The organism is Streptomyces sp. RKAG293 (assembly GCF_023701745.1).
Taxonomy (GTDB): Bacteria; Actinomycetota; Actinomycetes; order Streptomycetales; family Streptomycetaceae; genus Actinacidiphila.
The window spans coordinates 6,778,071-6,801,347 of the sequence record NZ_JAJOZB010000001.1; the positions used below are offsets into that span (position 1 = coordinate 6,778,071).

Consider the following 23,277-nt stretch of genomic DNA (forward strand, 5'->3'; position numbering starts at 1 on the left):
GGGTCGCATCCCGGCGCGTGCGAAGATTCACGGCGTGAGTGCGCACCAGCAGACCGCTGCTTCCCCGTTCATCCGCGCCTGTCGGCGTCAGTCCGTGCCGCACACCCCGGTGTGGTTCATGCGGCAGGCCGGCCGATCGCTGCCCGAGTACCTCAAGCTCCGTGAGGGCACCGCCATGCTGGAGTCCTGCATGCGGCCCGACATGGTCACCGAGATCACGCTCCAGCCGGTGCGCCGCCACAAAGTCGACGCGGCCATCTACTTCAGCGACATCGTCGTCCCCCTCAAGGCCATCGGCCTCGACCTCGACATCAAGCCCGGCGTCGGCCCGGTCGTCGAGGAGCCGATCCGTACCCGCGCCGACCTCGGCCGGCTGCGGGCGCTGGAGCCCGACGACGTGAAGTACGTGACCGAGGCCATCGGGATGCTCACCGGAGAGCTGGGCGAGACCCCGCTCATCGGCTTCGCGGGCGCGCCCTTCACCCTCGCCAGCTACCTCGTCGAGGGCGGCCCGTCCCGCAACCACGAGCGCACCAAGGCGCTCATGTACGGCGACCCCGAGCTGTGGGCCGACCTGCTGGACCGGCTCGCCGACATCACCGCCGCCTTCCTCAAGGTGCAGATCGAGGCCGGCGCCAGCGCCGTCCAGCTCTTCGACTCCTGGGTCGGGGCGCTCTCCCCGGAGGACTACCGGCGCTATGTCATGCCGTCCTCGGTGAAGGTCTTCGAGGCCGTCGCGGGCTACGGCGTACCGCGGATCCACTTCGGCGTCGGCACCGGTGAGCTGCTCGGGCTGATGGGCGAGGCCGGCGCGGACGTCGTCGGCGTCGACTGGCGCGTCCCGCTCAACGAGGCGGCCCGCCGGGTCGGCCCCCACAAGGCGCTCCAGGGGAACCTCGACCCGGCGGTGCTCTTCGCCCCGACGTCCGCCGTCGAGACGAAGACCCGCGAGGTGCTCTACTCGGCGACCGATCTGCCCGGCCACATCTTCAACCTCGGCCATGGAGTCCTGCCCAGCACCGACCCCGACGCGCTCACCCGCCTCGTGGACTTCGTGCACCGCACCACCGAGGTCTGACGGGGCTCTACTCCTCGGCGGCGCTCTCCTTCTCCCGCACCACGCGCGGCGAGGGGGAGAGCCTGCGGCGGACGACCACGAAGACGAACCAGCCGGCGAGGCCCAGGGCGGCGAACGGCAGCGCCACCGAGAGCACGATCAGGATCCCGCGCAGCGCCACGTAGAAGGCGTGCCAGCCGGTGCCCAGCGCGTTCCCGACCGACTCCCAGAAACCGTCGTCCTTCTTCGGCGGCGCGGAGGCGGGGTGTTCCGGCTCGGACAGCACCAGCGAGACGGTCGCCAGGTTCGTGCGCTCCTTCAGCGACGCCTGCTGGGCCTGCAGCGCCTCCAAGTTGGCTTCCCTGGTGCTGAGTTCACCCTCAAGAGTGACCACGTCGCTGAGTTGTGTGGTCCGGTTCATCAGCTCCCGCACCCGCGCGAGGCTCGCCTGCTGCGAGCGGATGCGGCTCTCCACATCCACCACCTGGCCGGTGACGTCCTCGGTGCTGACCTTGCGTTCGATCAGCCTGCCGAGGCCGGCGAGATCGTTCAGCACCTTGTCGTAGGACTCCGGCGGCACCCGCAGGGTGATGGTGGAGTGCTCCAGGCCCTGACCGTCGCGGCTGGTGTTCTCGTCCCCGATGTAGCCGCCCGCCCCGGTGACCAGGGTCCGTGCCGACACGAGGGCGGCGGCGACGCCGTCCTTCGCCTCGACGCTGAGCGTCGCGGTGCGCACCACGTAGTTCTGGGACGGCGCGGGGGTCTTGGTGGTGGCGCCCTTCGCGGTGCCGGGCGCCGCCGACGGCGCGTCCGCCGCGCCCCTCGCGTCCGCCTGCTGCGGCGCCGCGGCGGCCTTGTCCGCTTTGCTGTCGTTCGACGAGCCCGAGGCACCGCACCCCGAGACGGTGAGCACGGCTGTCAGTGCGGCGGCGGCGAGGGCCGCGAAGGGTCTGCGGCGGATGGTGGTCGGCTGGCGCATCGAACTCCCCCAGAGATCGTTCACCGGCAGGAAACCGGTGATGGAACCGGTGTTGGCGATACGACGTGGAGAGGCCGGCCGGGGTTGCGGATCCCCGGTCCCGAAGCGGTCACGTTTAGAGCTCGTTCCGGAATCTGGGACAGTGGAGGGCATGACCGACACACACCGCGGAACAGGGCATGTGATCGTCGTCGGCGGCGGCGTCTCCGGACTCGCCGCCGCCCACTTCCTGGCCGGAGGCGGCGCGCGGGTGACGGTGCTGGAGGGATCGGCCCGGCTCGGCGGAAAGCTGTACGCGGACGAGATCGCCGGCGTGCCCGTGGACCTGGGCGCCGAGTCGATGCTCGCGCGCCGGCCGGAAGCGGTCGCGCTGGCCCGCGAGGTGGGGCTCGGCGACCGGCTGGAGCCGCCCGCGGTGTCGGGCGCCGCCCTGTGGACCCGGGGCCGGCTGCGGGCCCTGCCACAGGGGCACGTCATGGGAGTCCCCGGCGATCTGGGCCCCCTCGCGGCCTCCGGCCTGCTGTCGCCCGCGGGCCTCGCCCGGCTGCCGCTGGACCACGTACTGCCCCGGACGAAGATCGGCGAGGACGTCGCCGTGGGCGGGTTCGTCGCCGCGCGGCTCGGTCACGAGGTCGTCGACCGGCTGGTGGAGCCGCTGCTCGGCGGTGTCTACGCGGGCAACGCCTACGAGATCTCGCTGCGCGCGGCCATGCCCCAGCTCTTCGAGGCGGCCCGGTCGGGACGCTCCCTCATCGAGGCCGTGCGCGGTGTCCAGCGGCGCGCCGCCAGGACCGCCCCGGACGGACCGGTGTTCATGGGCATCCGCGGAGGCGTCGGGCAGCTGCCGGTCGCCGTCGCCGAGGCGTGCCGGGCCGCCGGTGTCACCATCGAGACCGGCGCGCCGGCCAGGGAACTGCGCCGCACCGCGAGCGGCTGGCAGGTCACCGTCGGCGACCGGGTGCTCGACGCCGACGCCGTCCTGATCGCCGCGCCCGCCCCGGCCGCCGCCCGGCTGCTGGCGGCCGAGTCGCCCGTCGCCGCCGCGGAGCTGTCGGCGGTGGAGTACGCCAGCATGGCGCTGGTCACCATGGCGTTCCGGCGGCGCGACGTGCTGCGGATGCCGAAGGGCACCGGCTTCCTGGTGCCGCCGGTCGACGGAAAGACGATCAAGGCGTCCACCTTCTCCTCCCACAAGTGGGGATGGATCGACGAGGCGGGACCCGACACCTTCGTGCTGCGCACCTCCGTCGGCCGGCACGGCGACGAGGCGGACCTGGCCTGGGACGACACCGACCTCGTCCGCCTGTCGCGGCGCGACCTGGGCGAGGCCATCGGGCTGTCCGCGGCGCCCGTCGCGGCCCGTGTCACCCGCTGGGACGGCGGACTGCCGCAGTACCCGGTCGGCCATGTCGAGCGCGTCGCCAGGATCCGCGAACAGGTCGGGAAGCTGCCGGGGCTCGCGGTCTGCGGCGCGGTGTACGACGGGGTCGGGATTCCGGCCTGCATCGCCAGCGCCCGCAAGGCGGCCGACGAGGTGCTGACCTCCCTGGCCACGACCCTGGCGACAGGCGGCGCACGGGACACGGGAGAATGACGGCATGACTGACTCGACTGCTGCCCCCGACGCCCCGGACAGGACTCCGAACGCCGGCAAGAAGGCGAAGGACCTCAACGAGGTCATCCGCTACACCCTCTGGTCCGTCTTCCGGCTGCGCGACGTGCTGCCCGAGGACCGCTCCGGATACGCCGACGAGGTGGAGGAGCTGTTCGCGCAGCTCGCCGCGAAGGACGTCACGGTGCGCGGCACCTACGACGTGTCGGGGCTCCGGGCGGACGCCGACCTCATGATCTGGTGGCACGCGGAGACCGCGGAGGCGCTGCAGGAGGCCTACAACCTCTTCCGCCGCACCCAGCTCGGCCGCGCGATGGTCCCGGTGTGGTCGAACATGGCGCTGCACCGCCCCGCGGAGTTCAACAAGTCGCACGTCCCGGCGTTCATCGCCGACGAGACGGTGCGCAGGTACGTCAGCGTCTACCCGTTCGTGCGCTCCTACGACTGGTACCTGCTGCCCGACGAGGACCGCCGCCGGATGCTCGCCGACCACGGCAAGATGGCGCGCGGCTTCCCGGACGTGCGGGCCAACACCGTCCCGGCCTTCACGCTCGGCGACTACGAGTGGATCCTCGCCTTCGAGGCGGACGAACTGCACCGCATCGTCGACCTGATGCGGCACCTCCGCGCGTCCGAGGCACGGATGCACGTACGCGAGGAGGTGCCGTTCTACACCGGGCGGCGCAAGGAGATCGGCGAGCTGGTGGCCGGCCTGGCGTAACGCCGGCCCTACGGCTTGGGCTCGGGATGCGGACCGCACGTGGGCGTGCGGTCCGTTCCCGTCTCACCGCGCAGCAGATACGCGTCGACGCGGTTGTTGACGCAGGTGTTGGGGCCGTACGCGACGCCGTGCGAGCCGGAGCGCCGCTCGGTGAGGAGTACGGAACCGGGCAGCCGGCGCTGGAGTTCCACGGCGCCCGCGTGCGGGGTCGCGGCGTCGCGCTCGGCGGAGACGAGCAGCACCGGCGGCAGCTGACGGCCGAACGTGCGCACCTCCAGGGGCTGCCGGTGCGGTCCCTTCCAGAAGGCGCACGGCAGGTTCATCCAGGCGTTGTCCCAGGTCTCGAAGGGGGCGGTGCGGGCCAGTGCGGTGTTGTCGCGGTCCCAGGTGAACCAGTCGCGCGGCCAGGGCGAGTCGGCGCACTCGACGGCCGTGTAGACCGCGTTGCCGTTCTCGTTCTCGACGGCCCTGGCCGGGTTGGGGGAGGCCTCGGCGATCAGCGGCTTCGGGTCGCCGTGTACATACGCGGACAGGGCGGCGGCCAGCTCCGGCCAGGTCTCGTCGTAGTACCCGGCGCCGAGGTAGGCGGCCTGCAGCTGGCCGGGGCCGACCACGCCGCCCGCCGGCCGCTCGGCCAGCTCGGACCGCACCGCGTCGTAGGCCTTCTGCACCTGCGCCCGGTCGGTGCCCAGGTGGTACGCGGAGTCGTACTTCGCCACCCAATCGCGCCAGTCGGCCCAGCGGATCTCGAAGGCGGCGTCCTGCTCCAGGTTGGCCTGGTACCAGATCTGGCGCGGGTCGGGATTGACGACGCTGTCGAAGACCATGCGGCGCACATGCCGGGGGAAGAGCGTCGCGTACACCGCGCCGAGGTAGGTGCCGTAGGAGGCGCCGTAGAAGTTGAGCTTGCGCTCGCCGAGCGCGGCGCGGATGACGTCGAGGTCGCGGGCGCTGTTGAGCGAGGTGAGGTACGGCAGCAGATGCCCGGAGCGCCGCTCGCAGCCTTCCGCGTACGCCTTCGCGTCCGCGATCCGGGCCTGCTTGTCGCGCTCGCTGGTCGGCTGCGCGTCGCGGGTGGGGGCCTTGGCGTAGTCCGCGGGGGCCTCGCAGGAGATGGGCGCCGACCGGCCGACGCCGCGCGGGTCGAAGCCCACGAAGTCGTAGGCGCGGGCGGCCTTGGCGTACTCCTTGATCTTCAGGACGCTGAACAGCGGGAAGTACAGCCCCGAGCCGCCGGGTCCGCCGGGGTTGTAGACCAGGGCGCCCTGCCGCTCGCCGGCCGGTCCGGTGGCGGCGACGCGGCTGATGACCAGCTTCAGCCGCTCGCCGTCGGGCCGGGCGTAGTCCAGCGGTACGGACACGGTGCCGCACCGGACGGAGGCGGGCAGCCGGGTCGCGGTGGCGCACCTGCCGTACGTCACCCCGGCCAGAGCGGCGCGCCCGGCGGCGACGGCCACGCCGCGCGCCTCGGCCACCCGGTCGCCGTGCGGCGGTCCCTGGGCCGCCGATCCGGGGGGAGCGATGGCCAGGGTGCTCAGCGCCAGGGTTCCTGCGACGCCGTACAGGGCAATTGATCGCACCAATGATCCTCTCGTGTCAGGTCATGACAAAAGGGATCCTTGGGGCGGTGGTGGATGAAGTAAAGGACAACCGGCGGGTGTCGTCCCCCGACCACCCCGGCCGCGCGGGATGGGCACGACCGGCCGGGGTCGTCAGCCGAGCGCGGCCCGCTGCGCCGGGTCCAGCAGCGCGGCCGGGCCGCGCACCGCCAGCGCGCTGAGCGGACCGGGGCCGTCCGGAACGGCGCGCAGCGCGTCCTGCCCGGCGGGGGAGGCCCAGCGGGTGTACGGGTGGACCTCCACGCGGGCGATGATCCAGCAGCCGGTGGTCAGCAGCAGCGGCAGCACGAACCAGATCTGCGCCGGTCCGCCGTCGGGCTGCCCGCCGGCCGACAGGACCAGAGCGGCGCCGGCCATCAGCAGGTTCAGGAGTATGGCGCCGCGCACCTGCCGGATCCCGGCGGAGACGCTCTCCCGGGCCGCCGCCGGCACCGCGAGGCCGTCGCCCGCGAGCCGCTCCCCAAGGGCGCGGAGGGCGCCGGCCGCGGCGTGCGCCACCCGTATCGCGGCGACCGGGGACTGGCCGCCCGGCCCGATCGAGGCGATCAGCGACCGTTCGAGATCGTCGCGTCCCTCGGCGTCGACCACCGTCGCCCACCCGGTGTGCGCGAGCAGCAGCCGCTGCTCGCCCGCCATCGAGACCAGCGTCAGATCGGTGACGCGGCGCGGTCCGCCGGACAGGAACGCCGTCTCGTACAGACCGAGTCCGGCGACCGGGGGCCGGCCGCCGGGCTCGGCGGCGGGCAGCGCGCCCGCCGCGATCGCGGCCCGGCACAGACGGGCGCAGGAGACGACCGCCGCGACGCACGCGACGAGAAGGAACAGCATCCACATAAGGGATTTCTACTCGACGGTAGTGACACTCCGCCGGGAATTTCACGGATCGGCCCGCGGGACCCGTGAGATCCGGGAGATCCGTGGGACCGGAACGGCGGCCGGCCCGTTACGAACTGCTGCTGCCGCAGCTGGAACCCGAGCTGGATCCGCAGCTGGAACCCGAACTCGAACCACAGCTGGAACCGGAACTCGAACCACAGCTCGACCCCGAACCCGAACCGCAACTGGACCCTGAACCGCCGCCGCAGCTGGACGACGATCCTCCACAACTCGCGGCGGAACCACCGCAGCCGGTGCCGCCGCCGGCCCAGCCGCCCGCCGCCTCGCCCCACGAGCCCGGGTCGGACGCGTTGGACGACGGCTGGGAGGACTGCGCCAACTGGTCGCGCAGCACGGTGTCCTGGATCGAGGCGGCACCCGCCAGCGCGAACAGCAGGGTGGCGTCCGAGCCGGTGGTCGCGGTGCGGGAGGCCAGCAGCGGACGGTTGCTGAGGCGCAGCCCGTGCAGCACCCGCTTGCCGGCCGGTGTGAGCCTGCCGCGCGGCGCCGAGCACGTCAGGAGGACGAAGAGCCCGGTGGCGAGCCCCGGCAGCACCCGTACGAACAGCGGCAGCCCTGAACCGACGACGAGGTGCGGCATCACCTCCGCCAGCGACAGGAACAGCAGCAGACACCAGACGGTCTTGTGCAGCGTCGACACCCGGCGCCATCTGCGGTGCACCTCGGGCTGGAAGAACAGGCCGCGGCGGGCGAGCCGGTCGCCGATCGACTGCACCGAGGGTCCGGTCAGCACCGCCGTACGCACCTGGCGCAGCCCGCCGCCCCACTCGGCGCCACAGGCTTCCAGCAGGGCGGTCTCGACCGGATTCCCGGCGACCGGCCGGAGCACGGTCAGCTGTCCGGGAGCGGCCACCGCGATCCGGCCGTCCGCGTGCATCGCCGCGATCACCGTGTCGGCGACCCGGCCGGGACCGCCGGCCAGGAAGGCGGTCTCCAGCGGATCCCGGGGGATGTCGCCGTGGTACGGCCGGGTGAAGCGGCGGGCGCGGATCTTCTCCCCGACGAGATACGCCGAGGTGGCGGCGATCAGCAGGTACACGGTGAGCGTGAGGCCGGTCATGACGGTCATCGAGGTCACCTTCCCGGCAGCGCGGTACGCGCGGCGTCCATGAGCCGGCCGAGCCGTCCGGACCGTCCGCTCCGCGCGGGGCGGACGGTCCGGTCGGCCGCGGACAGCGGCGCGGGACCCGAACGCTCCCGCCACCAGCCGTCCAGCAGGCGGCGGGTGGCGTCGTCGAGCGCTGCCGTGTCCTCGTTCTCGTCCAGGAGATGTTCCGCGAAGCACAGCGCGTCGAGGCGGTAGCCGCCCCGCAGCGGGTGCGTGGCCGCGTACCGCAGGAAGGCGGGGCGGTAGCGGTCGCCGAGGATCTCCGGCAGTTCGGGGGCCACCTTGGCGGTCACATCGGCGCGCTTGGCCGCGAGGGCCCGCGACTGGACGCCGATCCGGCCGCGGTCGAAGCCCTCCGGGACGGGCGTGCCCGCCACCAGCGCGGACAGCAGCGCCGTCTGCGCGAGCGCGAGCCGCTGCCGCGCGGCGGCGGCGCCGTCGGCGTCGGCGTCGGACACGGCGCGGGTGTCAGACACAGTGCGCCTCCTGGGGCCGCGCCGCCGACGGGACGCCGCGGATCGCCGTGAGTTCCGCGGCCAGTTCGGCCGCGGGCGGGAAGTTGTCGTCCCGCTCCAGCAGGACGCCCGGCGGCCGGATCCGCTCGCGCAGCGCCGTGAGCACGTCCAGTACCGGCCGGGTCACCGGATGGGCGTGCGTGTCGTGCCAGACGCCGTCCTTCTCGGTCCCGCCCGCCACATGGACGTAGGCGATGGCCTCCAGCGGCAGTTCGTCGAGCACCGCGACCGGGTCCTCGCCCCGGTTCACATGGTTGGTGTGCAGATTGGCGACGTCGATGAGCAGCCGTACGCCGGTGCGCTCCACCAGCTCGTACAGGAACTCGCCCTCGCTGAACTCCTCGTCGGGCCAGCCGAGCAGCGGCGCGATGTTCTCCAGCGCGAGCGGCACGGGCAGCGCGTCCTGCGCGATGCGGACGTTCGCACAGAGCACGTCGAGCGCGTCACGGGTGCGGGGCACGGGGAGCAGGTGCCCGGCCTCCAGCCGCGGCGAACCGGTCATCGGCCCGCCGGCCCGCACGAACGCGATGTGCTCGCTGACCAGGGGCGCCCCCAGCAGCCCGATCCGCGTGGCGAGCGCCGCCAGCCGGCCGGGATCCGGGCGCTCCGCGCCTCCGAGGCCCAGCGAGACCCCGTGCGGGATCACCACCGTGCCGCGTTCCCGCAGCCGCCGCAGCGGTTCCGGGAGGTGATCGGCGCAGAGGTTCTCCGAGACGACCTCCACCCAGTCGACACCGGGCAGCTCCTCGATCGCGTCCGCGATCTCCGGCCGCCAGCCGATACCCGTACCCAAGTCCTTCATGCCGTCCCCCTCCGCGTTTCCCGCACACGCCGTGCCGGGGTGATGGCCCCGCCGGGACCGGGTGAACCCTGCGGGTGGCCGGTTCAGAGCTTGATTTGAGGTTCGCGTGCCGGTGCGGGCCCGCCGCCCGCCCGGCGTTACGCGCTGGTGGTGCGGCGCAGCGGGAGGTAGTCGGAGACGACGGTGCAGGAGCCGGGCACGATCTCGGTGAAACCGGCGTCGCGCACCACGGGAAGGCCGGAGCCGGTGAGCGCCGGCCAGCGGGCGGGCGCCGGGGTGCGGACCGCGAGCGGGAAACCGGCGTCGCGCCACGCGGTGCGTTCGGCGTCCGTCAGTTCCCACCAGGCGAGTTGCGCGCCGTGGCCCGCCTGGGCCATGGCCTTGCCCGCGGACATCTCGAGCTCCGGGTTCATCCACAGCACCGGCAGCCCGGCCTCGGCCGGCGGCGGGGGTTCCGGATCGTCCAGTTCGGTGCCGGAGACCTGGAGCTTCGCCAGCAGCTTGGGCCAGCCGTCCAGCGGGACCGGCGGATAGACCCGTACCTCGGCCGCCAGCCCGGTCACGGTGATGCCCGGCAGATATCCGGCCCGGCGCCACTCCGAGCCGCGTGCCCGGCGGACGACCTTGCGGATCCGGGCGTCCTGCCAGTCCCGTACCGCCTCGGCCCATTCGCCTTCGCCCTCGGCCCGTTCGTCGGACAGCAGGGTGAGCACGGCGCGCGCCGCGGTCTCCAGGGCGTCGGTGCGCGCCGGCGGGTCGTCCTTCTCGATGCGGACGACGAGCGGGAGGACGAACTGGGGCGCCGCGTCGCGGTCGATGCTGGTCACAGCCACAGTCTGCCACCGAGCGGGGCGCCGGACGCGTTCGGTCCTCCGGGGCTCGCCGCCGCGCCCGCCATCGGGTCCGCCCCGCCGGGAACCGCCGGCGATCTACGATGACCGGGTGGATACGGCCGCGATACGCGTTCCCAGTGAGCTCGACCCGGTGGCACCGGTCGAGCGGATGGCGCTTCCCGCCCCCGGTGACCCACCGCTGCTGTGGCTGGTGAACGCGGCCCGGCACGCCGCCTTCGCGGCCCGGCTGGCGGCCGACGTCCTCGACCCGCGGGAACTGCGCAGCGCCGCGGCCTTCCGCGCCGACGCCGACCGCGACTGCTACCGCGCCGCGCACGTCGGACTGCGGCTGCTGCTCGGCGCCCAGCTCGGCAGCGCGCCAGCGGACGTTCGGCTGGTCAGGGAGGACTGCCCGGGGTGCGGCGAGCCGCACGGCCGGCCGGCCGTGGCGGGCGGCGGGGTGCACTTCTCGCTGTCGCACAGCGGCGGCTTCGCCTTGCTGGCGTTCGCCGCGACCCCGGTGGGGGTGGACGTGGAGACCGTTCCGTCCGCCGACGCGGTGGCGGACATCTCCTCCGTGATGCACCGGGTGGAGATCGCCGAACTCGGCGCCCTGGAGCCGCCGGAGCGGCCCGCGGCCTTCGCGCGGGCGTGGGTGCGGAAGGAGGCGTACCTCAAGGGGCTGGGCATCGGTCTCGGCCGCGATCCCTCGGCGGACTACGTGGGGACCGGTGAGGCGCCCCCGCCGGGCCCGGCGGGCTGGTCGATCGCCGACGTGGCCGTGGGGGAGAACCGCGCCGCCGCGGTCGCCGTCGCCGACCCGGACGCGGTGGCCTCCGTGGCCACGGAGGCCACCGCGCACTGAACCGGCCGGGCCGCGCGCGGCGTCCGGACTTCTCAGCACAGCGATCCTGGACGGCGCGGCCAGGGCCTTCGACGTCGCGGGCTTCCAGGGGACGAGTCTGAGCGACATCCTCAAGGAGGCCGGGGTGACGAAGGGGGCGCTCTACTTCCACTTCGCGTCGAAGGAAGCGCTCCGCGAGGCCCTCGTCGCCGAGCAGTTCGCCGTCTGGAGCCCGTTCCGGAACGGGCCGGACCCCGGCGTCCAGACGGTGATCGACCTGCTCCACGGCATGGCGAAGAGCCTGCGGGAGAACGAGCGGGTCCGCGCCGGCATCCGGCTGGTGGTCGAGCAGAGCACGCAGAAGGGCGCCAACCCCGCGCCGTACCTCACCTGGATCGACCTCTTCCGCAACTGCCTCACGCAGGCGCAGGGCCGGGGTGACGTCAAACCCGAGGTCGATGTGGACTCGGTGGCGAAGTTCATCGTCGGGTGCTGGACCGGACTCCAGCTCACGTCGGACGTGCTCACCGGACGGCAGGACCTGACCCGGCGCACCTCGGACATGTGGAACCTGCTGCTGCCGGCCCTCGTTCCACCGCGCCGGATGAAGCGCTTCCTGCCGGACGGCAGTCCTGAGGTCCTCGCGACGGCCGCAGCGCCCACCGCCGGATCGGCGCCGGCAGGTACGTCCCGCCCTCGACCGTGAGCCGTCGGAGGTGCCCGGCACGGCCGGTTCCCGTGCAGCCCATGGGGCCGAAAGCCTTGGCGGGGAAGGGGCCGGCGGGTCAGGATGGCGATCATGAACAGTGACCTCTTCGCGGCCGAGAACATGGCCAAGCCGGCCACCGAGCCCGGTATGACCCTGGAGAACGCCAAGTCCGTCAAGTACGCGGTGAACGGCGAGTGTTACGCCCGCCAGGGGGCGATGATCGCCTTCCGCGGCAACCTCCAGTTCGAGGTGAAGGGCCAGGGCGTCGGCAAGTTCCTCAAGCGCGCCTTCACCGGGGAGGGACTGCCCCTGATGTCCGTGCGCGGCCTGGGCGAGGCGTGGTTCGCGCACGAGGCGGCCAACTGCTTCATCATCAGCCTCGATCAGGGCGACGCCATCACGATGAACGGCCGCAACGTGCTGTGCTTCGACACCACGCTCGCGTATGAGATCAAGGTGGTGAAGGGCGCAGGGATGATCGGCGGCGGCCTCTTCAACAGCGTCTTCACCGGTTACGGCCGGCTCGGCGTGATCTGCGAGGGCAACCCCATCATCATCCCCGTCAGCCAGCAGTCGCCGGTCTACGTCGACACCGACGCGGTCGTCGGCTGGAGCGCGCACCTGCAGACCTCCCTGCACCGCTCGCAGAGCTTCGGCTCGATGCTGCGCGGCGGCTCCGGGGAAGCGCTGCAGCTCATGCTGCAGGGCGACGGGTTCGTCATCGTCCGGCCGAGCGAAGGCGCCTCCGTCCCGCCGCACTCCCACTGACATGCCACGGCTACCTCGTCCACCTCGGCGCGATCCACGGGCTGCGCCGCACCACGGCCGCCGGGCGCGCGGCGCAGTGGCCGGCGCGGGTCGCGGCGGGCGGCGCCGTCGTCTTCGTCGACCACGACGCGCGGCGGCTCGCGGGCGAGCCGGCCGGCGTCCACCGCTTCGCGGACGGCCGGCTCACCGCCCGCCGCTGACGAGCCGGCCCTCCGGACGCCGGCGGGGTTCGGGGGGCGGGCCGTGCCGGTCCTGCGGGCCGGACTCCGGCCCGGCCACCGCCCGCTGGGCCGCCCGTGCCAGCGAACGGCGGTCGTGGTGGGCACCGGGCGGGATCGGGGGCAGCACGCTGACCTCGGCGACGAGGCCGCGGGCGGCGGTCACCCGCAGCAGCGAGGCCACCAGCGTGTCCTCACCGACGAACGCGGCCGCGGTGGCCGGACCCGCGCCGAGCCGGTACCGGATCAGTACCGGTTGCACCGCGACCCCCGCGTCCAGCGCCGCCTGGAACACGGCGGGCCGGAAGCGGCCCTGCCGCCGTCCGCACCAGGTGCTGCCCTCCGGGAACACCACGACCGGGGTGCCCGCGCGCAGCACCGAGGCGATCCGGGCGACGGTGCCGGGCAGCGCCCGCAGCCGGTCGCGTTCGATGAACAGGGTGCCGCCGCGGGACACCAGGGCGCCCAGGAAGGGCCAGGACGCGATCTCGCTCTTGGCGAGCATCCGGGCCGGGCGGACGGCGGCGACCAGCGGGATGTCCAGCCAGGAGATGTGGTTGGCCACCACCAGCACACCGCCCGCCGGGACGCCCACCGCCGCACCGGACACCCGGATCCGGACCCGCACTCCGAAGGCGGCGGGCACCGTCCGGGCCCAGGCCCGGGTGAGCCGGCCCCGCAGCGCCGGACGGCAGCAGCGCACCAGCGGCGCCAGGGCGAGCCCGACGGCCACCACCGCGACCCCCGCCGCGCAGCGCGCCGCCTGACGAGACCGTCCGACGGTCGCGAAGGTCCCGGCCAGACAGTGTCCGGGGGTGCAGGGCGCACTCGGCAGCCAGTGCGGCACTCGGGTCGGCGGCACCGCGGAGGGAACCGCCACCGTGTCGGGTGACGGGCGCGTCAGGAGTCTCATCGGGTGGGGGCGAGCGAGAGGAAGTGCCGCAGATAGCGCGGGTCGGTCCGGCGCAGCGACAGCAGGATGTACAGGTCGGCGACGCCGAAGTCCGGGTCGTGCGCGGGCTCGCCGCAGACCCAGGCGCCCAGCCGCAGATAGCCGCGCAGCAGCGGCGGGAGGGCGTTGCGGCCGCCGGGGCGCGGCCGTTCGACGCCCGTCGGGTCCCAGGCGCGCAGCGGCCGCACCCGGTACTCCTCGGGCGACAGGTGGCGGGCCCGCACGGTGTCCCACACCCCGGCGGCGGACGTCCCGCCGTCGGCGAGCGGCACCGAGCAGCAGCCGGCCAGCCAGTTGTGGCCGGTGCGCACCAGATAGCGGGCGATACCCGCCCACATCAGGCTGATCACCGCTCCGTCCCGGTGGTCGGGGTGCACGCAGGACCGGCCGACCTCGACCAGGTCGCCGCGGATGGCCGCGTGCCGGGAGAGGTCGAACTCGCTCTCCCCGTACAGCCGCCCGGCCGCGGCGGCGCGCTCCGGCGGCAGCAGCCGGTAGGTGCCGACGACCGTGCCGGTGGTCTCCTCGCGGACGACCAGGTGGTCGCAGTGGGCGTCGAAGGAGTCGATGTCCCAGCCGGGTTCCGGGGAGTCGAGCAGTGCTCCCATCTCACCGGCGAAGACCTGGTGACGCAGCCGCTGCGCGGCCCGTACGTCCGCCGCGTCCCGGGCCAGCGACACGGAGTAGCGCGGGCTTCCGGCGGCGGCCGGGGAGGCGGGGGGAGGGGTGGTGGAAGGGGCGGAGGAGTCGGGGACGGCGGTGGCGAAGGATTCCAGGGTCGTCATGGGTACTTCATCGCCGCGCCGGCTGGACTTGACGTGACCATTGCGAGGCGCCGCGATGTGAGGTGCCTGAATGCCTGCCTGCCCCGGGCCGAACCACGGCATCGGCCGGGCCGCGCACCCCCTGGATGCACGGCCCGTGCCCGCGGGATCACTCCCGGTGGGTCACTCCCGCGGGGCCGGGGTCACTCCTGCGGGGCCAGCCGCAGCGAGATCGAGTTGATGCAGTAGCGCTGATCGGTGGGCGTGCCGTAGCCCTCGCCCTCGAAGACATGGCCGAGGTGGGATCCGCACGTCGCGCAGCGGACCTCGGTGCGCACCGCGCCCATGCTGCGGTCCTCGATCAGCTCGACGGCGGCCGAGTCGGCCGGGTCGTAGAAGGACGGCCAGCCGCAGTGCGACTCGAACTTCGTGTCCGAGCGGAACAGCTCCGCACTACAGGCACGGCAGGAGTAGACACCGGTGGTCTTGGTGTCGGTGTACTCGCCGACGAAGGGCCGTTCGGTGCCGGCCTCGCGCAGGACCGCGTACTCCTGGGGGGACAGCTCCTCGCGCCACTGCTCGTCGGACTTCTCGACTTCGTACGGCATGCCGTTGCTCCTCAGTTCTGGCTCTCCAGGCGGGACAGGATGAGCGGACCGAGGTCGGTCACGTCGCCCGCGCCCATAGTGAGAACAAGGTCGCCGGGCTTGGCCATTCCGGCGATCACGTCCGGGATCGCGTCCTTGTCGTGCTCGGTCGTCACATCGGCGCCCGCGGCGGTGGCCGCGTCGGTGATCAGGGCGCTGGTGATGCCGGGGATCGGGTCCTCACGGGCCGGGTAGATGTCCAGCACCACGGAGGCGTCGGCCAGCGTCAGCGCCTGGCCCATCTCCACGCCCAGCTCACGGGTGCGGCTGAACAGGTGCGGCTGGAAGACCACCAGCACGCGCGATCCTCCCCCAACCTCCGGCCGGGAGGGGCCCCCAACGGCGCCCTTGATGGCCTCCAGGTCGGCGGTCATCTCGGTGGGGTGGTGGGCGTAGGAGTCGATCACCTGGACGCCGGCCGCCTCACCCTTGAGCTGCAGGCGGCGCCGGACGCCGGTGTACTTGGCGAGCGCCGAGGCGAGATTGCGCGCGGGCGTGCCGAGCGCGATACCGGCGGCGAGCGCCGCCACCGCGTTGTGCGCGTAGTGCCGGCCGGGCACGGAGACGGTGAAGGTGAGCATCCGCCCGTCGAGCAGGACGGTGACCTCGCTCGTCAGACCCCGCTGGTTGATCTTGGTGATCCGCAGGTCGGCGCCCTCGGACTCCCCGACGGTGACGATGTTCAGCCCGCCGGTGTCGCGGACCCGCGAGGTCAGCTCGACGGCGCCCGGCTGGTCGGCGGAGATGACGAGCGTGCCGCCGGGCCGGATCCGGCCGACGAAGGTCTCGAAGGAGTCGTAGATCTCGTCCATCGACGCGTAGTTGGCATGGTGGTCCAGCTCCACGTTGAGGATGATCGCGACCTCGGGCGCGTACTTGTGGAAGCTGCGGTCGCTTTCGTCCGCCTCCGCCACGAAGATCTCGCCGCCGCCGTGCTGGGCGTTGGAGCCGGGCGCGTCCAGGTCGCCGCCGATGGCGTACGAGGGGTCGAGGCCGAGCGCGGTGAGGCTGACCGCGAGCATCGAGGTGGTGGTGGTCTTGCCGTGGGTGCCGGCCACCGCGATCGGGCGGGTGCCGTCCATCAGCGCGGCGAGCGCGTCGGACCGGTGCACGACCGGGATGCCGCGCTCGGCGGCGGCCGCCAGCTCCGGGTTCTCCGCGCGGATGGCGCTGGAGACGACCACGCAGGTGGCGTCGGCGGCCAGATGCCGGGCGTCATGGCCGATGCGCACCGCGACCCCGAGGGCACGCAGCGCCTCGGCCGTCTCGGAGTCCTTCGCGTCGCTGCCCGCGACCGTGGCGCCGCGCTGCGCGAGGATCTTGGCGATCCCCGACATTCCGGCTCCGCCGATGCCGATGAAGTGCGGTCGGTCCATCGTGGAGGGAATGGTGGGGCTCATACGTGGATCTCCCGGGACGTCTCGAACGGCTTGCCTGCGGTCCCGATTCTCGCACTTTCCTCTACTCGCTCGGCGCAGCGTTGTCAGTAGCATCGATGCCACATTTCAGGAGGCCCGGATCAGCCCGCTGCTCAGCCCCGCCGCGATGGCGCCGGTGCGGCTGTCGACGTCGAGTTTGTCGTAGATGTGCACCAGATGCGTCTTGACGGTGGCCTCGCTGATGAAGAGCCGGCGGGAGATCTGCTTGTTGGCCAGCCCCTCGGCGAGCAGCTGCAGGATCTCCGCCTCCCGCGGCGACAGCGTGGGCCGCCCCGACCTGACCCTGCCCAGCAGCCGGGCGGCGACCGGCGGGGCCAGCACGGTCTCGCCCCGCGCGGCGCAGCGGACGGCGGCGGCGACCTCCTCCGGCGGCGCGTCCTTGAGCAGATAGCCGGTGGCGCCGGCCTCGACGGCCGCCAGGATGTCGGCGTCGGTGCTGTACGTGGTCAGGATGAGGACGGCCGGCGGGTCCGGCAGCGCGGTGATCCGCCGGGTGGCCTCCACCCCGTGCATGCCGGCGCCCATCTGCAGATCCATGAGGACCACGTCAGGACGCGGTACGGTCCCGCCGGCCAGCAGCCGCAGCGCCTCGGCGCCGTCGGCGGCCTCGCCGACCGCCGCCAGCTCCGGCAGGTCGTCGACCATGGCGCGCAGCCCGCGCCGTACGACGGGGTGGTCGTCGACGATCAGGATCCGGATCACCTCGGCACCGCGACCAGCGCCGGCCGTGCGTCCGGTTCCGGAACGACCGCGTCGGCCGCGGGCACCGGAAGGGCCGCCGCGACCGCGGTGCCCTCGCCCGGCGCGGACTCGACGGTCAGCGTGCCGCCGAGCCCGGCGATGCGCTCGCGCATGCCGTGCAGGCCGAAGGAGACGCGCTCACCGGCCGCGGGCCGGCCGCCGGGGTCCTGCGGGGTGAAGCCGACCCCGTCGTCGTACACGTCCAGCGTCACCTGGCCGTCGAGGAAGACCAGCGTCACGGCGGCGTTGCGGGCCCGCGCGTGCCGGGCGACGTTGGCCAGCGCCTCCTGGGTGAGCCGCAGCAGGGCGACCTCCGCCTCGATGGGCAGCGGGTACGGATCGCCGTCCAGCCGGAAGACGATCTCCGGAGCGGGCTGCGCGGACGCCTGCGGGCCGGAGCCGAAACCGGCCGTGATGCGGCGCAGCGCCTCCGGCAGCGCGGCGTCCTGGAGGGCGGGCGGCGTGAGGTCCTGCACGAAGCGGCGGGCCTCGGCGAGGTTCTCCGACGCCGTGCGTCCTGCCTCCTGGATCCGTTCGCTCGCCGTGCCGGCGCCCGCGCCGCCGGGCAGCAGCGCGCTGTCCGCGGCACGGGCCAGCAGCACGATGCTGGACAGCCCCTGCGCCAGCGTGTCGTGGATCTCCCGGGCGAGCCGCTGCCGCTCGGCGAGCCGGCCGGCCTCGCGCTGGGAGGCCGCCAGTTCGTCCCGCGTCCTCGTCAGGTCGTCGATCAGCCGCTGGCGCTGCCTGCTCTCGCGGTACAGCGCCGCGTACCCGAACGCGGTGAGCACGGCGACGGCCGCGCCCGCGGACGGTCCGATGACCTTCGCGGCGGTGAGGCCGTCCGGCCCGTGCGACTGCGCGACGACGATCAGCGCGGTCGCGGCGCCGACGGCCGGCAGCGACCAGCGCGGCGGCAGCACGTGCAGATACAGGAAGAACAGCGGGAAGACGACGTAGCTGAAGTCCCGGTCGGCGAGCAGCAGTCCGATCCACAGGGCGGTGACGGCGGCGAGCCAGCCCAGCACCCAGGACCGCGAGGGGTCCCGGCGCTCGCGCAGCACGCCCGCGCCGTAGACCAGTCCGAGCAGCAGGCCCGGCACCAGCAGCGCGGCCGGCCCGCCGCCGAACGCGACGGGGCCGAGCGCCACGGCGAGCAGCACGAAGAAGGTGCCGTGCAGGGCGGCGCGCATCAGGCGCAGTGCGGGGGTGTCCTCGGGCGTACGGGAGCCGGTGGGCCGGCCCGGGGACAGGGATATGCCGGAGTTGCTCACATCTACCGAGGGTACGGGGAGCCGGACGGCCCCGGCGGCGGCGCGGCATCAACCTTTCGATGGATTCCGGTACCGCTCCTCTCCCTGATGGCAGCGGCGGCCCGGCCGGACAGCCTTGAGGAAGAGCCGGGAGAAGACGCAGCCGGACGACCCAGCGGAACCGAGCAGTCCGACCCAGGAGGGTCCAGAAGGTGTTCGTCGCACTCCGTGACATCAGATTCGCCAAGGGGCGGTTCGCCCTCATGGGCGTGGTCGTCACGCTCATCACCACGCTCGTCGTGTTCCTCTACGGCCTGACGGGCGGGCTCGGCCGCGACGCCTCGTCCGCCGTCGACGAGCTGCCCGTGACCGACATCGTGTTCGGCGCCCCGGCCGGAGCCGCCGCCGAGGTGTCGTTCAGCAGCAGCACGATCAGCGCCGCCCAGGCCGCGGCCTGGGCCGGCACCCCCGGCGTCGGCTCCGCCGAACCGCTCGGCGTCGCGATGACCCGGGCCGCCGGCGCCACCGCGGCGGGCTCGGTGAGCCTGTTCGGCGGCCCGGCGGACCTGCTGCCGCCGCTGCTCTCCGGCAGCGCCCCGCGCGACGGCCAGGTCGCGGTGAGCCGGTCGGTCGCGGACACCTACGGCGTCGGCCCCGGCGGGACGCTCGGGCTCGGCACCGAGAAGGTCACGGTGTCGGGGATCACCGCCACCCGCTCGTACGGGCACGCCGCGACCGTCTGGACCACCCTCGCCACCTGGCAGCGGATCAGCGGCCAGCGGCAGCCCACCGTGCTCGCCGTCCGCCGGTCAGGGGCGGACCTGGGAGCTGCCGACGCGGCGCGGGGGACCCGGACCGTCGCGCGCGGCGACGCGCTCGTGGGAATCGACGGCTACCAGGCCGAGCACCTCAGCCTGCAGATGATCCAGGTGTTCCTGTTCGCGGTGAGCGCCCTGGTGACCGGCGCGTTCTTCACGGTCTGGACGGTGCAGCGCAAGCCCGACGTGGCGGTGCTCAAGGCGATCGGCGCGAGCAGCGGCTATCTGGTGCGCGACGCGCTCGCGCAGGCGCTGGCGGTGCTCGGCGGCGGGGCGCTGCTCGGCGGTGCGATCGGGGCCGGGGGAGGCGCGGTCGCCGCGTCGGCGGTGCCGTTCGCGGTCGGCCCGGCCACCGTCGCCGTGCCCGTCGCCGTCATGGTGCTGCTCGGCCTGGCCGGTTCGGCCCTCGCGATCGCCCGCATCACCTCCGTCGACCCGCTGACCGCGCTGGGAGCCAACCGATGACCGTCCTCTCGCTCGACTCCGTCCGGCTCACCTATCCGGACGGGGACCGCCGGCTGACCGCGCTCGACGCCGTGTCCCTGGAGGTCGCGGCGGGTGAACTGCTGGCGGTGGCCGGGCCGTCGGGCTCCGGGAAGTCCAGCCTCCTGGCGGTGGCCGCGACCCTGCTGCGGCCCGACTCCGGACAGGTCGTCGTGGCCGGCCGGGACACCACGCGGCTGACCGACAGGGAGCGCACCGCGCTGCGCCGCGAGCACATCGGCATCGTCTTCCAGCAGTCGAACCTGCTCGGTTCGCTGACCGCGCTGGAGCAGCTGCTCGTCGTAGAGCACCTGCGCGGCCGGCCGGTGCGGGCGGCCCGGGAGCGGGCCGGGGCGCTGCTCGACTCGGTCGGCCTCGACGCGGCGAAGCGCGCCCGGCGGCCGCACCAGCTGTCCGGCGGGGAGCGCCAGCGGGTGAACATCGCCCGCGCGCTCTTCGGCCGCCCGGCGGTCCTGCTGGTCGACGAACCGACCTCCGCCCTCGACCACGAACGCGGCGCGCGGATCGTCGACCTGCTGGCCCGTGTCACCGCCGAGCACGGCACGGCGACCGTCATGGTCACCCACGACCGCGCCCTGATGGCCCGCGCCGACCGCCTCCTGGACATGACGGACGGCCGCCTGGCCGCGGTTCCGACGCCTGCCGGCCGGTCCTGACAGCAGCGCGACCCCGGCCGTTCCCGGCCGGGGTCGCGCTGTTCCGCCGATTCTCAGCCGTGGCCGGTTCTCAGTCGTGCTGAGCGAAGAGCTTCAGGACCGGGACCCCCACCTTGTGCCGCGCCCGCGACGTCCAGTCGCGGTGGAAGAACTCCTCCACGAAGTGCGGCGCGGTCAGCACGATCACCTCGTCGGCGTGGGTCTGCTCGACCACCGACTTCAGCAGGTCCAGCGGGTGGTCCTCGACCACCTCGCCGATCGCCTCCACGCCGGCGGCGCGCAGCGAGGCCAGCGAGTGGCTCAGGGCCCGCTCGGCCGGGAGCGTGGCCTCCTGCCCCTCGGGCACCTCGTTTTCCTTGGCGGCGTCGTCCAGGTAGCCGAGGGCGACATCGTCCACGGCCCGCAGAAGCCGGTCCTGGTCGCCGCGCGGCTGCATGAGTACGACGAAGGAGACGGGCTCGTCGCCGTGGAGTGTGGTCACGAGCTCCACATCGGCGGGGGCGAGCGGCTTCTCGATCATGAGTACGGTCGTGAACACGGACGCGTCCTTCTTTCTCGTGGGCCACCGGGCCGGCACAGAAACCATCCTGCCCCGACTCCGTACGGGGCACGCGGTGTAAGTGTTCCCGCACGACAGCAAACGGAACGACATATTCCGCAGATTGTCAGCCGCGGGTGTAACGGGTGAACAGGAAACCGTCCTCTTCGAGGATCGAGGTGGGGGAGAAACGTTCCGGCACGGTGACTCCGGGGCCGTTCATGATCCGCGGGGCATCCCCCGCGGTCAGGAGTGGAGCGATGGTCAGACACAGCTCGTCGACTACCCCGGCAGCGGTGAACTGTGCCAACAACCGCGGACCGCCCTCGTGCAGCAGCCTGGTGAGCCCCAGCTCCGCCAGTTCGCGGACGGCCCGCACCGGATCGGCGCCGGCCCCGTCGCCCGCCGTGACGACGTGCGCGCCGGCCTTCGTGGCGGCCGCCACCCGCTCGGGGGGCGCGGTGGCGCCGGTCAGGATCAGCGTCGGGATCAGCGGCGCGGTGAACAGCGGCAGCGAGAAGTCCAGGTCCAGGCTCGCGCTGACGACGGCGATCACCGGCGCCGGCGACTGGCCGGCGGCCGCCCGCCGTTCCGCGAACGCCTCCCGCGCCTTCGCCGGCCGGTAGCCCTCCTGCCGGACCGTCTCCGCGCCGACGACCACCACGTCGGCCAGCGCCCGCAGCGTGCCGAACACCCGCAGGTCGGCCGCCGAGGACAACCCCTGGGACTTCCCGTCATGCCAGGCGGCGCCGTCCAGGGACGCCACCATGTTCGCCCGCAGCCACGGGCCTCCGGCCCGGTCCGGATAGGCATACGCGTCGGCCAGCCCGTCGAGCGAGTCCAGCGGGTCCGCGGCGTTCGGAGCAGCCGGGGAGCCCGGGGAGTCCCGCGGGTGCCGGGACCCGGGCGCGGCGGGGCTCTCGCCGGCGCTGGGGGCGGGACGGGCACTGGGCACGGGAAACAGGCGGCGCATGCCCCGCAGTCTGGCACGCGGCCCTTTCCGGGGCGATGATCGGCCCGCTCCGAACGGGCACCGGTCCGGCCGGCCGCTCTCCGGACGCCGGGCGGGACCGGCCCGGCCGCCCGCCCGAGGCCGGGAGTGGGGTCCGCCACACTGCCGTGGCACTGCGTGCCGGAGGGACTAGGCTGAATGGTTGTGTCAACCCCTGTCTCCGCCCTCGCCCAGACCGCCGGTTCCGCCTCCGTCGCCGGAGGCCCGGCGACCCTGTGCGGCCGGATGCCCCAGGTACCCGCGGACCGGCTGGTCGCCGAAATGGTGCCGCCGCCGCGCTTCGACACCGTCCGGTTCGACAACTACCTCCCGGACCCCGATCAGCCCAGCCAGACGGACGCGGTGAAGGCGCTCAGCGGCTTCGCGGCGACCCTCGGCGGGGCGACGGCGGTCAACGGCGGCAGGAAGCGCTGGTTCCGGCGCGAGTCCCAGGCCCCGGCCGGGCCCGGCGGGGTCTACCTCGACGGCGGGTACGGCGTCGGCAAGACCCACCTGCTCGCCTCGCTCTGGCACGCGGCCCCCGCGCCGCGCGAGCTGAAGGCGTTCGGCACGTTCGTGGAGCTCACCAACCTCGTCGGGGCGCTCGGCTTCCAGCAGGCGGTACAGGCCCTGAGCGGCCACCGGCTGGTCTGCATCGACGAGTTCGAGCTGGACGACCCGGGCGACACCGTGCTGGTGTCCTCCCTGCTCGGCAAGCTCGCCGACGCGGGCGTGAAGCTCGCCGCGACGTCGAACACGCTGCCGGGCAAGCTCGGCGAGGGCCGCTTCGCCGCCTCCGACTTCATGCGGGAGATCCAGGGGCTGTCCTCCCGCTTCCTCCCGCTGCGCATCGACGGCCAGGACTACCGGCACCGCGGACTGCCCGAGGCCCCGTCGCCCTACTCGGACCGGCAGGTCACCGAGGCGGCGGACCGTACGCCGGGAGCCTCGCTCGACGACTTCGGCCCGCTCCTCGACCACCTGGCGCGGGTCCACCCCAGCCGCTACGGAGCGCTGTGCGACGGCGTCGACGCCGTCTTCCTGCGGGCCGTGCGACCGGTGGCCGACCAGGCCACGGCGCTGCGGCTGGTGGTGCTCGCCGACCGGCTGTACGACCGCGAGGTGCCCGTGATGGCCTCCGGCACCCCGTTCGACCAGATCTTCAGCGAGGAGATGCTGGCCGGCGGCTACCGCAAGAAGTACTTCCGGGCCATATCCCGGCTCACCGCGCTCGCCCGTGACGCGAAGCAGCTCCCCGGCGCTGGCGCCACCGCCTGATCCGTCGCAGGATCGAG

The 23,277-nt window shown here is 73.6% G+C and carries 22 protein-coding genes and 1 pseudogene; 9 read left to right on the plus strand and 14 right to left on the minus strand.

What is annotated here, in order from left to right:
- The first annotated feature begins 7 nt into the window (after positions 1 to 7).
- Entirely contained in the window at positions 8 to 1,078 is a 1,071-nt protein-coding gene (gene hemE / locus LNW72_RS30000) for a uroporphyrinogen decarboxylase (protein WP_374117430.1), read from the plus strand.
- A gap of 7 nt (positions 1,079 to 1,085) precedes the next feature.
- On the opposite strand, the gene LNW72_RS30005 is transcribed toward hemE, so the two are convergent.
- Positions 1,086 to 2,036, minus strand: a complete 951-nt coding sequence (locus LNW72_RS30005) for a DUF4349 domain-containing protein (RefSeq protein WP_250978211.1) — start codon at positions 2,034 to 2,036, stop codon at positions 1,086 to 1,088.
- A 151-nt stretch (positions 2,037 to 2,187) separates the two neighbouring features.
- On the opposite strand from LNW72_RS30005, the gene hemG reads away from it, so the two are divergent.
- Together hemG and hemQ are read left to right on the plus strand one after the other, a co-directional pair.
- Positions 2,188 to 3,630 (plus strand): protoporphyrinogen oxidase, encoded by a 1,443-nt coding sequence (gene hemG, locus LNW72_RS30010; protein ID WP_250978212.1) that lies wholly within the window; start codon positions 2,188 to 2,190, stop codon positions 3,628 to 3,630.
- A gap of 4 nt (positions 3,631 to 3,634) precedes the next feature.
- Positions 3,635 to 4,369, plus strand: a complete 735-nt coding sequence (gene hemQ, locus LNW72_RS30015; protein WP_250978213.1) for a hydrogen peroxide-dependent heme synthase — start codon at positions 3,635 to 3,637, stop codon at positions 4,367 to 4,369.
- An 8-nt stretch (positions 4,370 to 4,377) separates the two neighbouring features.
- Here hemQ and LNW72_RS30020 read toward each other — a convergent pair whose 3' ends face one another.
- From LNW72_RS30020 to LNW72_RS30040, 5 genes and pseudogenes are all read right to left on the minus strand, one after another.
- Entirely contained in the window at positions 4,378 to 5,949 is a 1,572-nt protein-coding gene (locus LNW72_RS30020; protein ID WP_250978214.1) for an alpha/beta hydrolase, read from the minus strand.
- A 132-nt stretch (positions 5,950 to 6,081) separates the two neighbouring features.
- Positions 6,082 to 6,822, minus strand: coding sequence for a TIGR04222 domain-containing membrane protein (locus tag LNW72_RS30025; RefSeq protein WP_250978215.1), 741 nt, complete (start codon positions 6,820 to 6,822; stop codon positions 6,082 to 6,084).
- Positions 6,823 to 6,931: 109 nt separating this feature from the next.
- On the minus strand, positions 6,932 to 7,954 hold the full coding sequence (locus LNW72_RS30030) for a TIGR04222 domain-containing membrane protein (protein ID WP_250978216.1): 1,023 nt from the start codon (positions 7,952 to 7,954) through the stop codon (positions 6,932 to 6,934).
- A 5-nt stretch (positions 7,955 to 7,959) separates the two neighbouring features.
- A pseudogene (locus LNW72_RS30035) lies at positions 7,960 to 9,310 on the minus strand (DUF692 domain-containing protein).
- 137 nt (positions 9,311 to 9,447) lie between these two features.
- Complete coding sequence (locus tag LNW72_RS30040) at positions 9,448 to 10,137, minus strand: peptidyl-tRNA hydrolase (protein WP_250978217.1); 690 nt, start codon at positions 10,135 to 10,137, stop codon at positions 9,448 to 9,450.
- A gap of 175 nt (positions 10,138 to 10,312) precedes the next feature.
- Between LNW72_RS30040 and LNW72_RS30045 the strand changes: the two genes are divergently transcribed.
- The 3 genes from LNW72_RS30045 to LNW72_RS30055 all read left to right on the plus strand — a co-directional run bounded on the left by LNW72_RS30045 (position 10,313) and on the right by LNW72_RS30055 (position 12,464).
- A complete protein-coding gene (locus LNW72_RS30045; RefSeq protein WP_250980368.1) occupies positions 10,313 to 11,008 on the plus strand; it encodes a 4'-phosphopantetheinyl transferase superfamily protein in 696 nt (231 codons plus the stop codon).
- A gap of 46 nt (positions 11,009 to 11,054) precedes the next feature.
- Positions 11,055 to 11,693, plus strand: a complete 639-nt coding sequence (locus tag LNW72_RS30050) for a ScbR family autoregulator-binding transcription factor (protein ID WP_285370838.1) — start codon at positions 11,055 to 11,057, stop codon at positions 11,691 to 11,693.
- Between the two features lie 93 nt (positions 11,694 to 11,786).
- Positions 11,787 to 12,464, plus strand: coding sequence for an AIM24 family protein (locus tag LNW72_RS30055; RefSeq protein ID WP_250978218.1), 678 nt, complete (start codon positions 11,787 to 11,789; stop codon positions 12,462 to 12,464).
- 183 nt (positions 12,465 to 12,647) lie between these two features.
- Here LNW72_RS30055 and LNW72_RS30065 read toward each other — a convergent pair whose 3' ends face one another.
- The 6 genes from LNW72_RS30065 to LNW72_RS30090 all read right to left on the minus strand — a co-directional run bounded on the left by LNW72_RS30065 (position 12,648) and on the right by LNW72_RS30090 (position 18,496).
- Positions 12,648 to 13,595 carry a lysophospholipid acyltransferase family protein gene (locus LNW72_RS30065; protein ID WP_250978219.1) on the minus strand — a complete coding sequence of 316 codons (948 nt, stop codon included), beginning with the start codon at positions 13,593 to 13,595 and terminating at the stop codon, positions 12,648 to 12,650.
- Complete coding sequence (locus LNW72_RS30070) at positions 13,592 to 14,419, minus strand: GNAT family N-acyltransferase (RefSeq protein ID WP_250978220.1); 828 nt, start codon at positions 14,417 to 14,419, stop codon at positions 13,592 to 13,594. The genes LNW72_RS30065 and LNW72_RS30070 overlap by 4 nt, the downstream gene beginning before the upstream one ends.
- A 182-nt stretch (positions 14,420 to 14,601) precedes the next feature.
- Entirely contained in the window at positions 14,602 to 15,006 is a 405-nt protein-coding gene (msrB, locus tag LNW72_RS30075) for a peptide-methionine (R)-S-oxide reductase MsrB (protein ID WP_250978221.1), read from the minus strand.
- An 11-nt stretch (positions 15,007 to 15,017) separates the two neighbouring features.
- Entirely contained in the window at positions 15,018 to 16,445 is a 1,428-nt protein-coding gene (murC, locus tag LNW72_RS30080; RefSeq protein ID WP_250978222.1) for a UDP-N-acetylmuramate--L-alanine ligase, read from the minus strand.
- A gap of 105 nt (positions 16,446 to 16,550) precedes the next feature.
- The gene (locus LNW72_RS30085; protein ID WP_250978223.1) at positions 16,551 to 17,186 is read right to left on the minus strand and encodes a response regulator transcription factor; all 636 of its coding nucleotides are present in this window, start codon (positions 17,184 to 17,186) and stop codon (positions 16,551 to 16,553) included.
- Positions 17,183 to 18,496, minus strand: coding sequence for a sensor histidine kinase (locus LNW72_RS30090; RefSeq protein WP_250978224.1), 1,314 nt, complete (start codon positions 18,494 to 18,496; stop codon positions 17,183 to 17,185). Before LNW72_RS30090 ends, LNW72_RS30085 begins: the two co-directional genes overlap by 4 nt.
- A gap of 191 nt (positions 18,497 to 18,687) precedes the next feature.
- Between LNW72_RS30090 and LNW72_RS30095 the strand changes: the two genes are divergently transcribed.
- Positions 18,688 to 19,758, plus strand: coding sequence for an ABC transporter permease (locus LNW72_RS30095; protein WP_250978225.1), 1,071 nt, complete (start codon positions 18,688 to 18,690; stop codon positions 19,756 to 19,758).
- Complete coding sequence (locus tag LNW72_RS30100) at positions 19,755 to 20,453, plus strand: ABC transporter ATP-binding protein (protein WP_250978226.1); 699 nt, start codon at positions 19,755 to 19,757, stop codon at positions 20,451 to 20,453. The genes LNW72_RS30095 and LNW72_RS30100 overlap by 4 nt, the downstream gene beginning before the upstream one ends.
- A 70-nt stretch (positions 20,454 to 20,523) precedes the next feature.
- On the opposite strand, the gene LNW72_RS30105 is transcribed toward LNW72_RS30100, so the two are convergent.
- Together LNW72_RS30105 and LNW72_RS30110 are read right to left on the minus strand one after the other, a co-directional pair.
- Entirely contained in the window at positions 20,524 to 20,991 is a 468-nt protein-coding gene (locus tag LNW72_RS30105; RefSeq protein WP_250978227.1) for an indole-3-glycerol phosphate synthase, read from the minus strand.
- A gap of 127 nt (positions 20,992 to 21,118) precedes the next feature.
- Entirely contained in the window at positions 21,119 to 21,964 is an 846-nt protein-coding gene (locus tag LNW72_RS30110; RefSeq protein WP_250978228.1) for a pyrimidine reductase family protein, read from the minus strand.
- Between the two features lie 183 nt (positions 21,965 to 22,147).
- Here LNW72_RS30110 and zapE point away from each other — a divergent pair, with 183 nt between their 5' ends.
- Positions 22,148 to 23,260 carry a cell division protein ZapE gene (gene zapE, locus LNW72_RS30115; protein WP_374117352.1) on the plus strand — a complete coding sequence of 371 codons (1,113 nt, stop codon included), beginning with the start codon at positions 22,148 to 22,150 and terminating at the stop codon, positions 23,258 to 23,260.
- Positions 23,261 to 23,277: the final 17 nt, after the last annotated feature.

What these genes read in the sequence shown, in the direction of transcription:
- LNW72_RS30005 (WP_250978211.1), bottom strand. Translation starts at nt 2,036, where the DNA reads ATGCGCCAGCCGACCACCATCCGCCGCAGACCCTTCGCGGCCCTCGCC.
- hemG (WP_250978212.1), top strand. Translation starts at nt 2,188, where the DNA reads ATGACCGACACACACCGCGGAACAGGGCATGTGATCGTCGTCGGCGGC.
- hemQ (WP_250978213.1), top strand. Translation starts at nt 3,635, where the DNA reads ATGACTGACTCGACTGCTGCCCCCGACGCCCCGGACAGGACTCCGAAC.
- LNW72_RS30025 (WP_250978215.1), bottom strand. Translation starts at nt 6,822, where the DNA reads ATGTGGATGCTGTTCCTTCTCGTCGCGTGCGTCGCGGCGGTCGTCTCC.
- LNW72_RS30030 (WP_250978216.1), bottom strand. Translation starts at nt 7,954, where the DNA reads ATGACCGTCATGACCGGCCTCACGCTCACCGTGTACCTGCTGATCGCC.
- LNW72_RS30045 (WP_250980368.1), top strand. Translation starts at nt 10,313, where the DNA reads ATGGCGCTTCCCGCCCCCGGTGACCCACCGCTGCTGTGGCTGGTGAAC.
- LNW72_RS30055 (WP_250978218.1), top strand. Translation starts at nt 11,787, where the DNA reads ATGAACAGTGACCTCTTCGCGGCCGAGAACATGGCCAAGCCGGCCACC.
- LNW72_RS30065 (WP_250978219.1), bottom strand. Translation starts at nt 13,595, where the DNA reads ATGAGACTCCTGACGCGCCCGTCACCCGACACGGTGGCGGTTCCCTCC.
- LNW72_RS30070 (WP_250978220.1), bottom strand. Translation starts at nt 14,419, where the DNA reads ATGACGACCCTGGAATCCTTCGCCACCGCCGTCCCCGACTCCTCCGCC.
- msrB (WP_250978221.1), bottom strand. Translation starts at nt 15,006, where the DNA reads ATGCCGTACGAAGTCGAGAAGTCCGACGAGCAGTGGCGCGAGGAGCTG.
- murC (WP_250978222.1), bottom strand. Translation starts at nt 16,445, where the DNA reads ATGAGCCCCACCATTCCCTCCACGATGGACCGACCGCACTTCATCGGC.
- LNW72_RS30100 (WP_250978226.1), top strand. Translation starts at nt 19,755, where the DNA reads ATGACCGTCCTCTCGCTCGACTCCGTCCGGCTCACCTATCCGGACGGG.
- LNW72_RS30110 (WP_250978228.1), bottom strand. Translation starts at nt 21,964, where the DNA reads ATGCGCCGCCTGTTTCCCGTGCCCAGTGCCCGTCCCGCCCCCAGCGCC.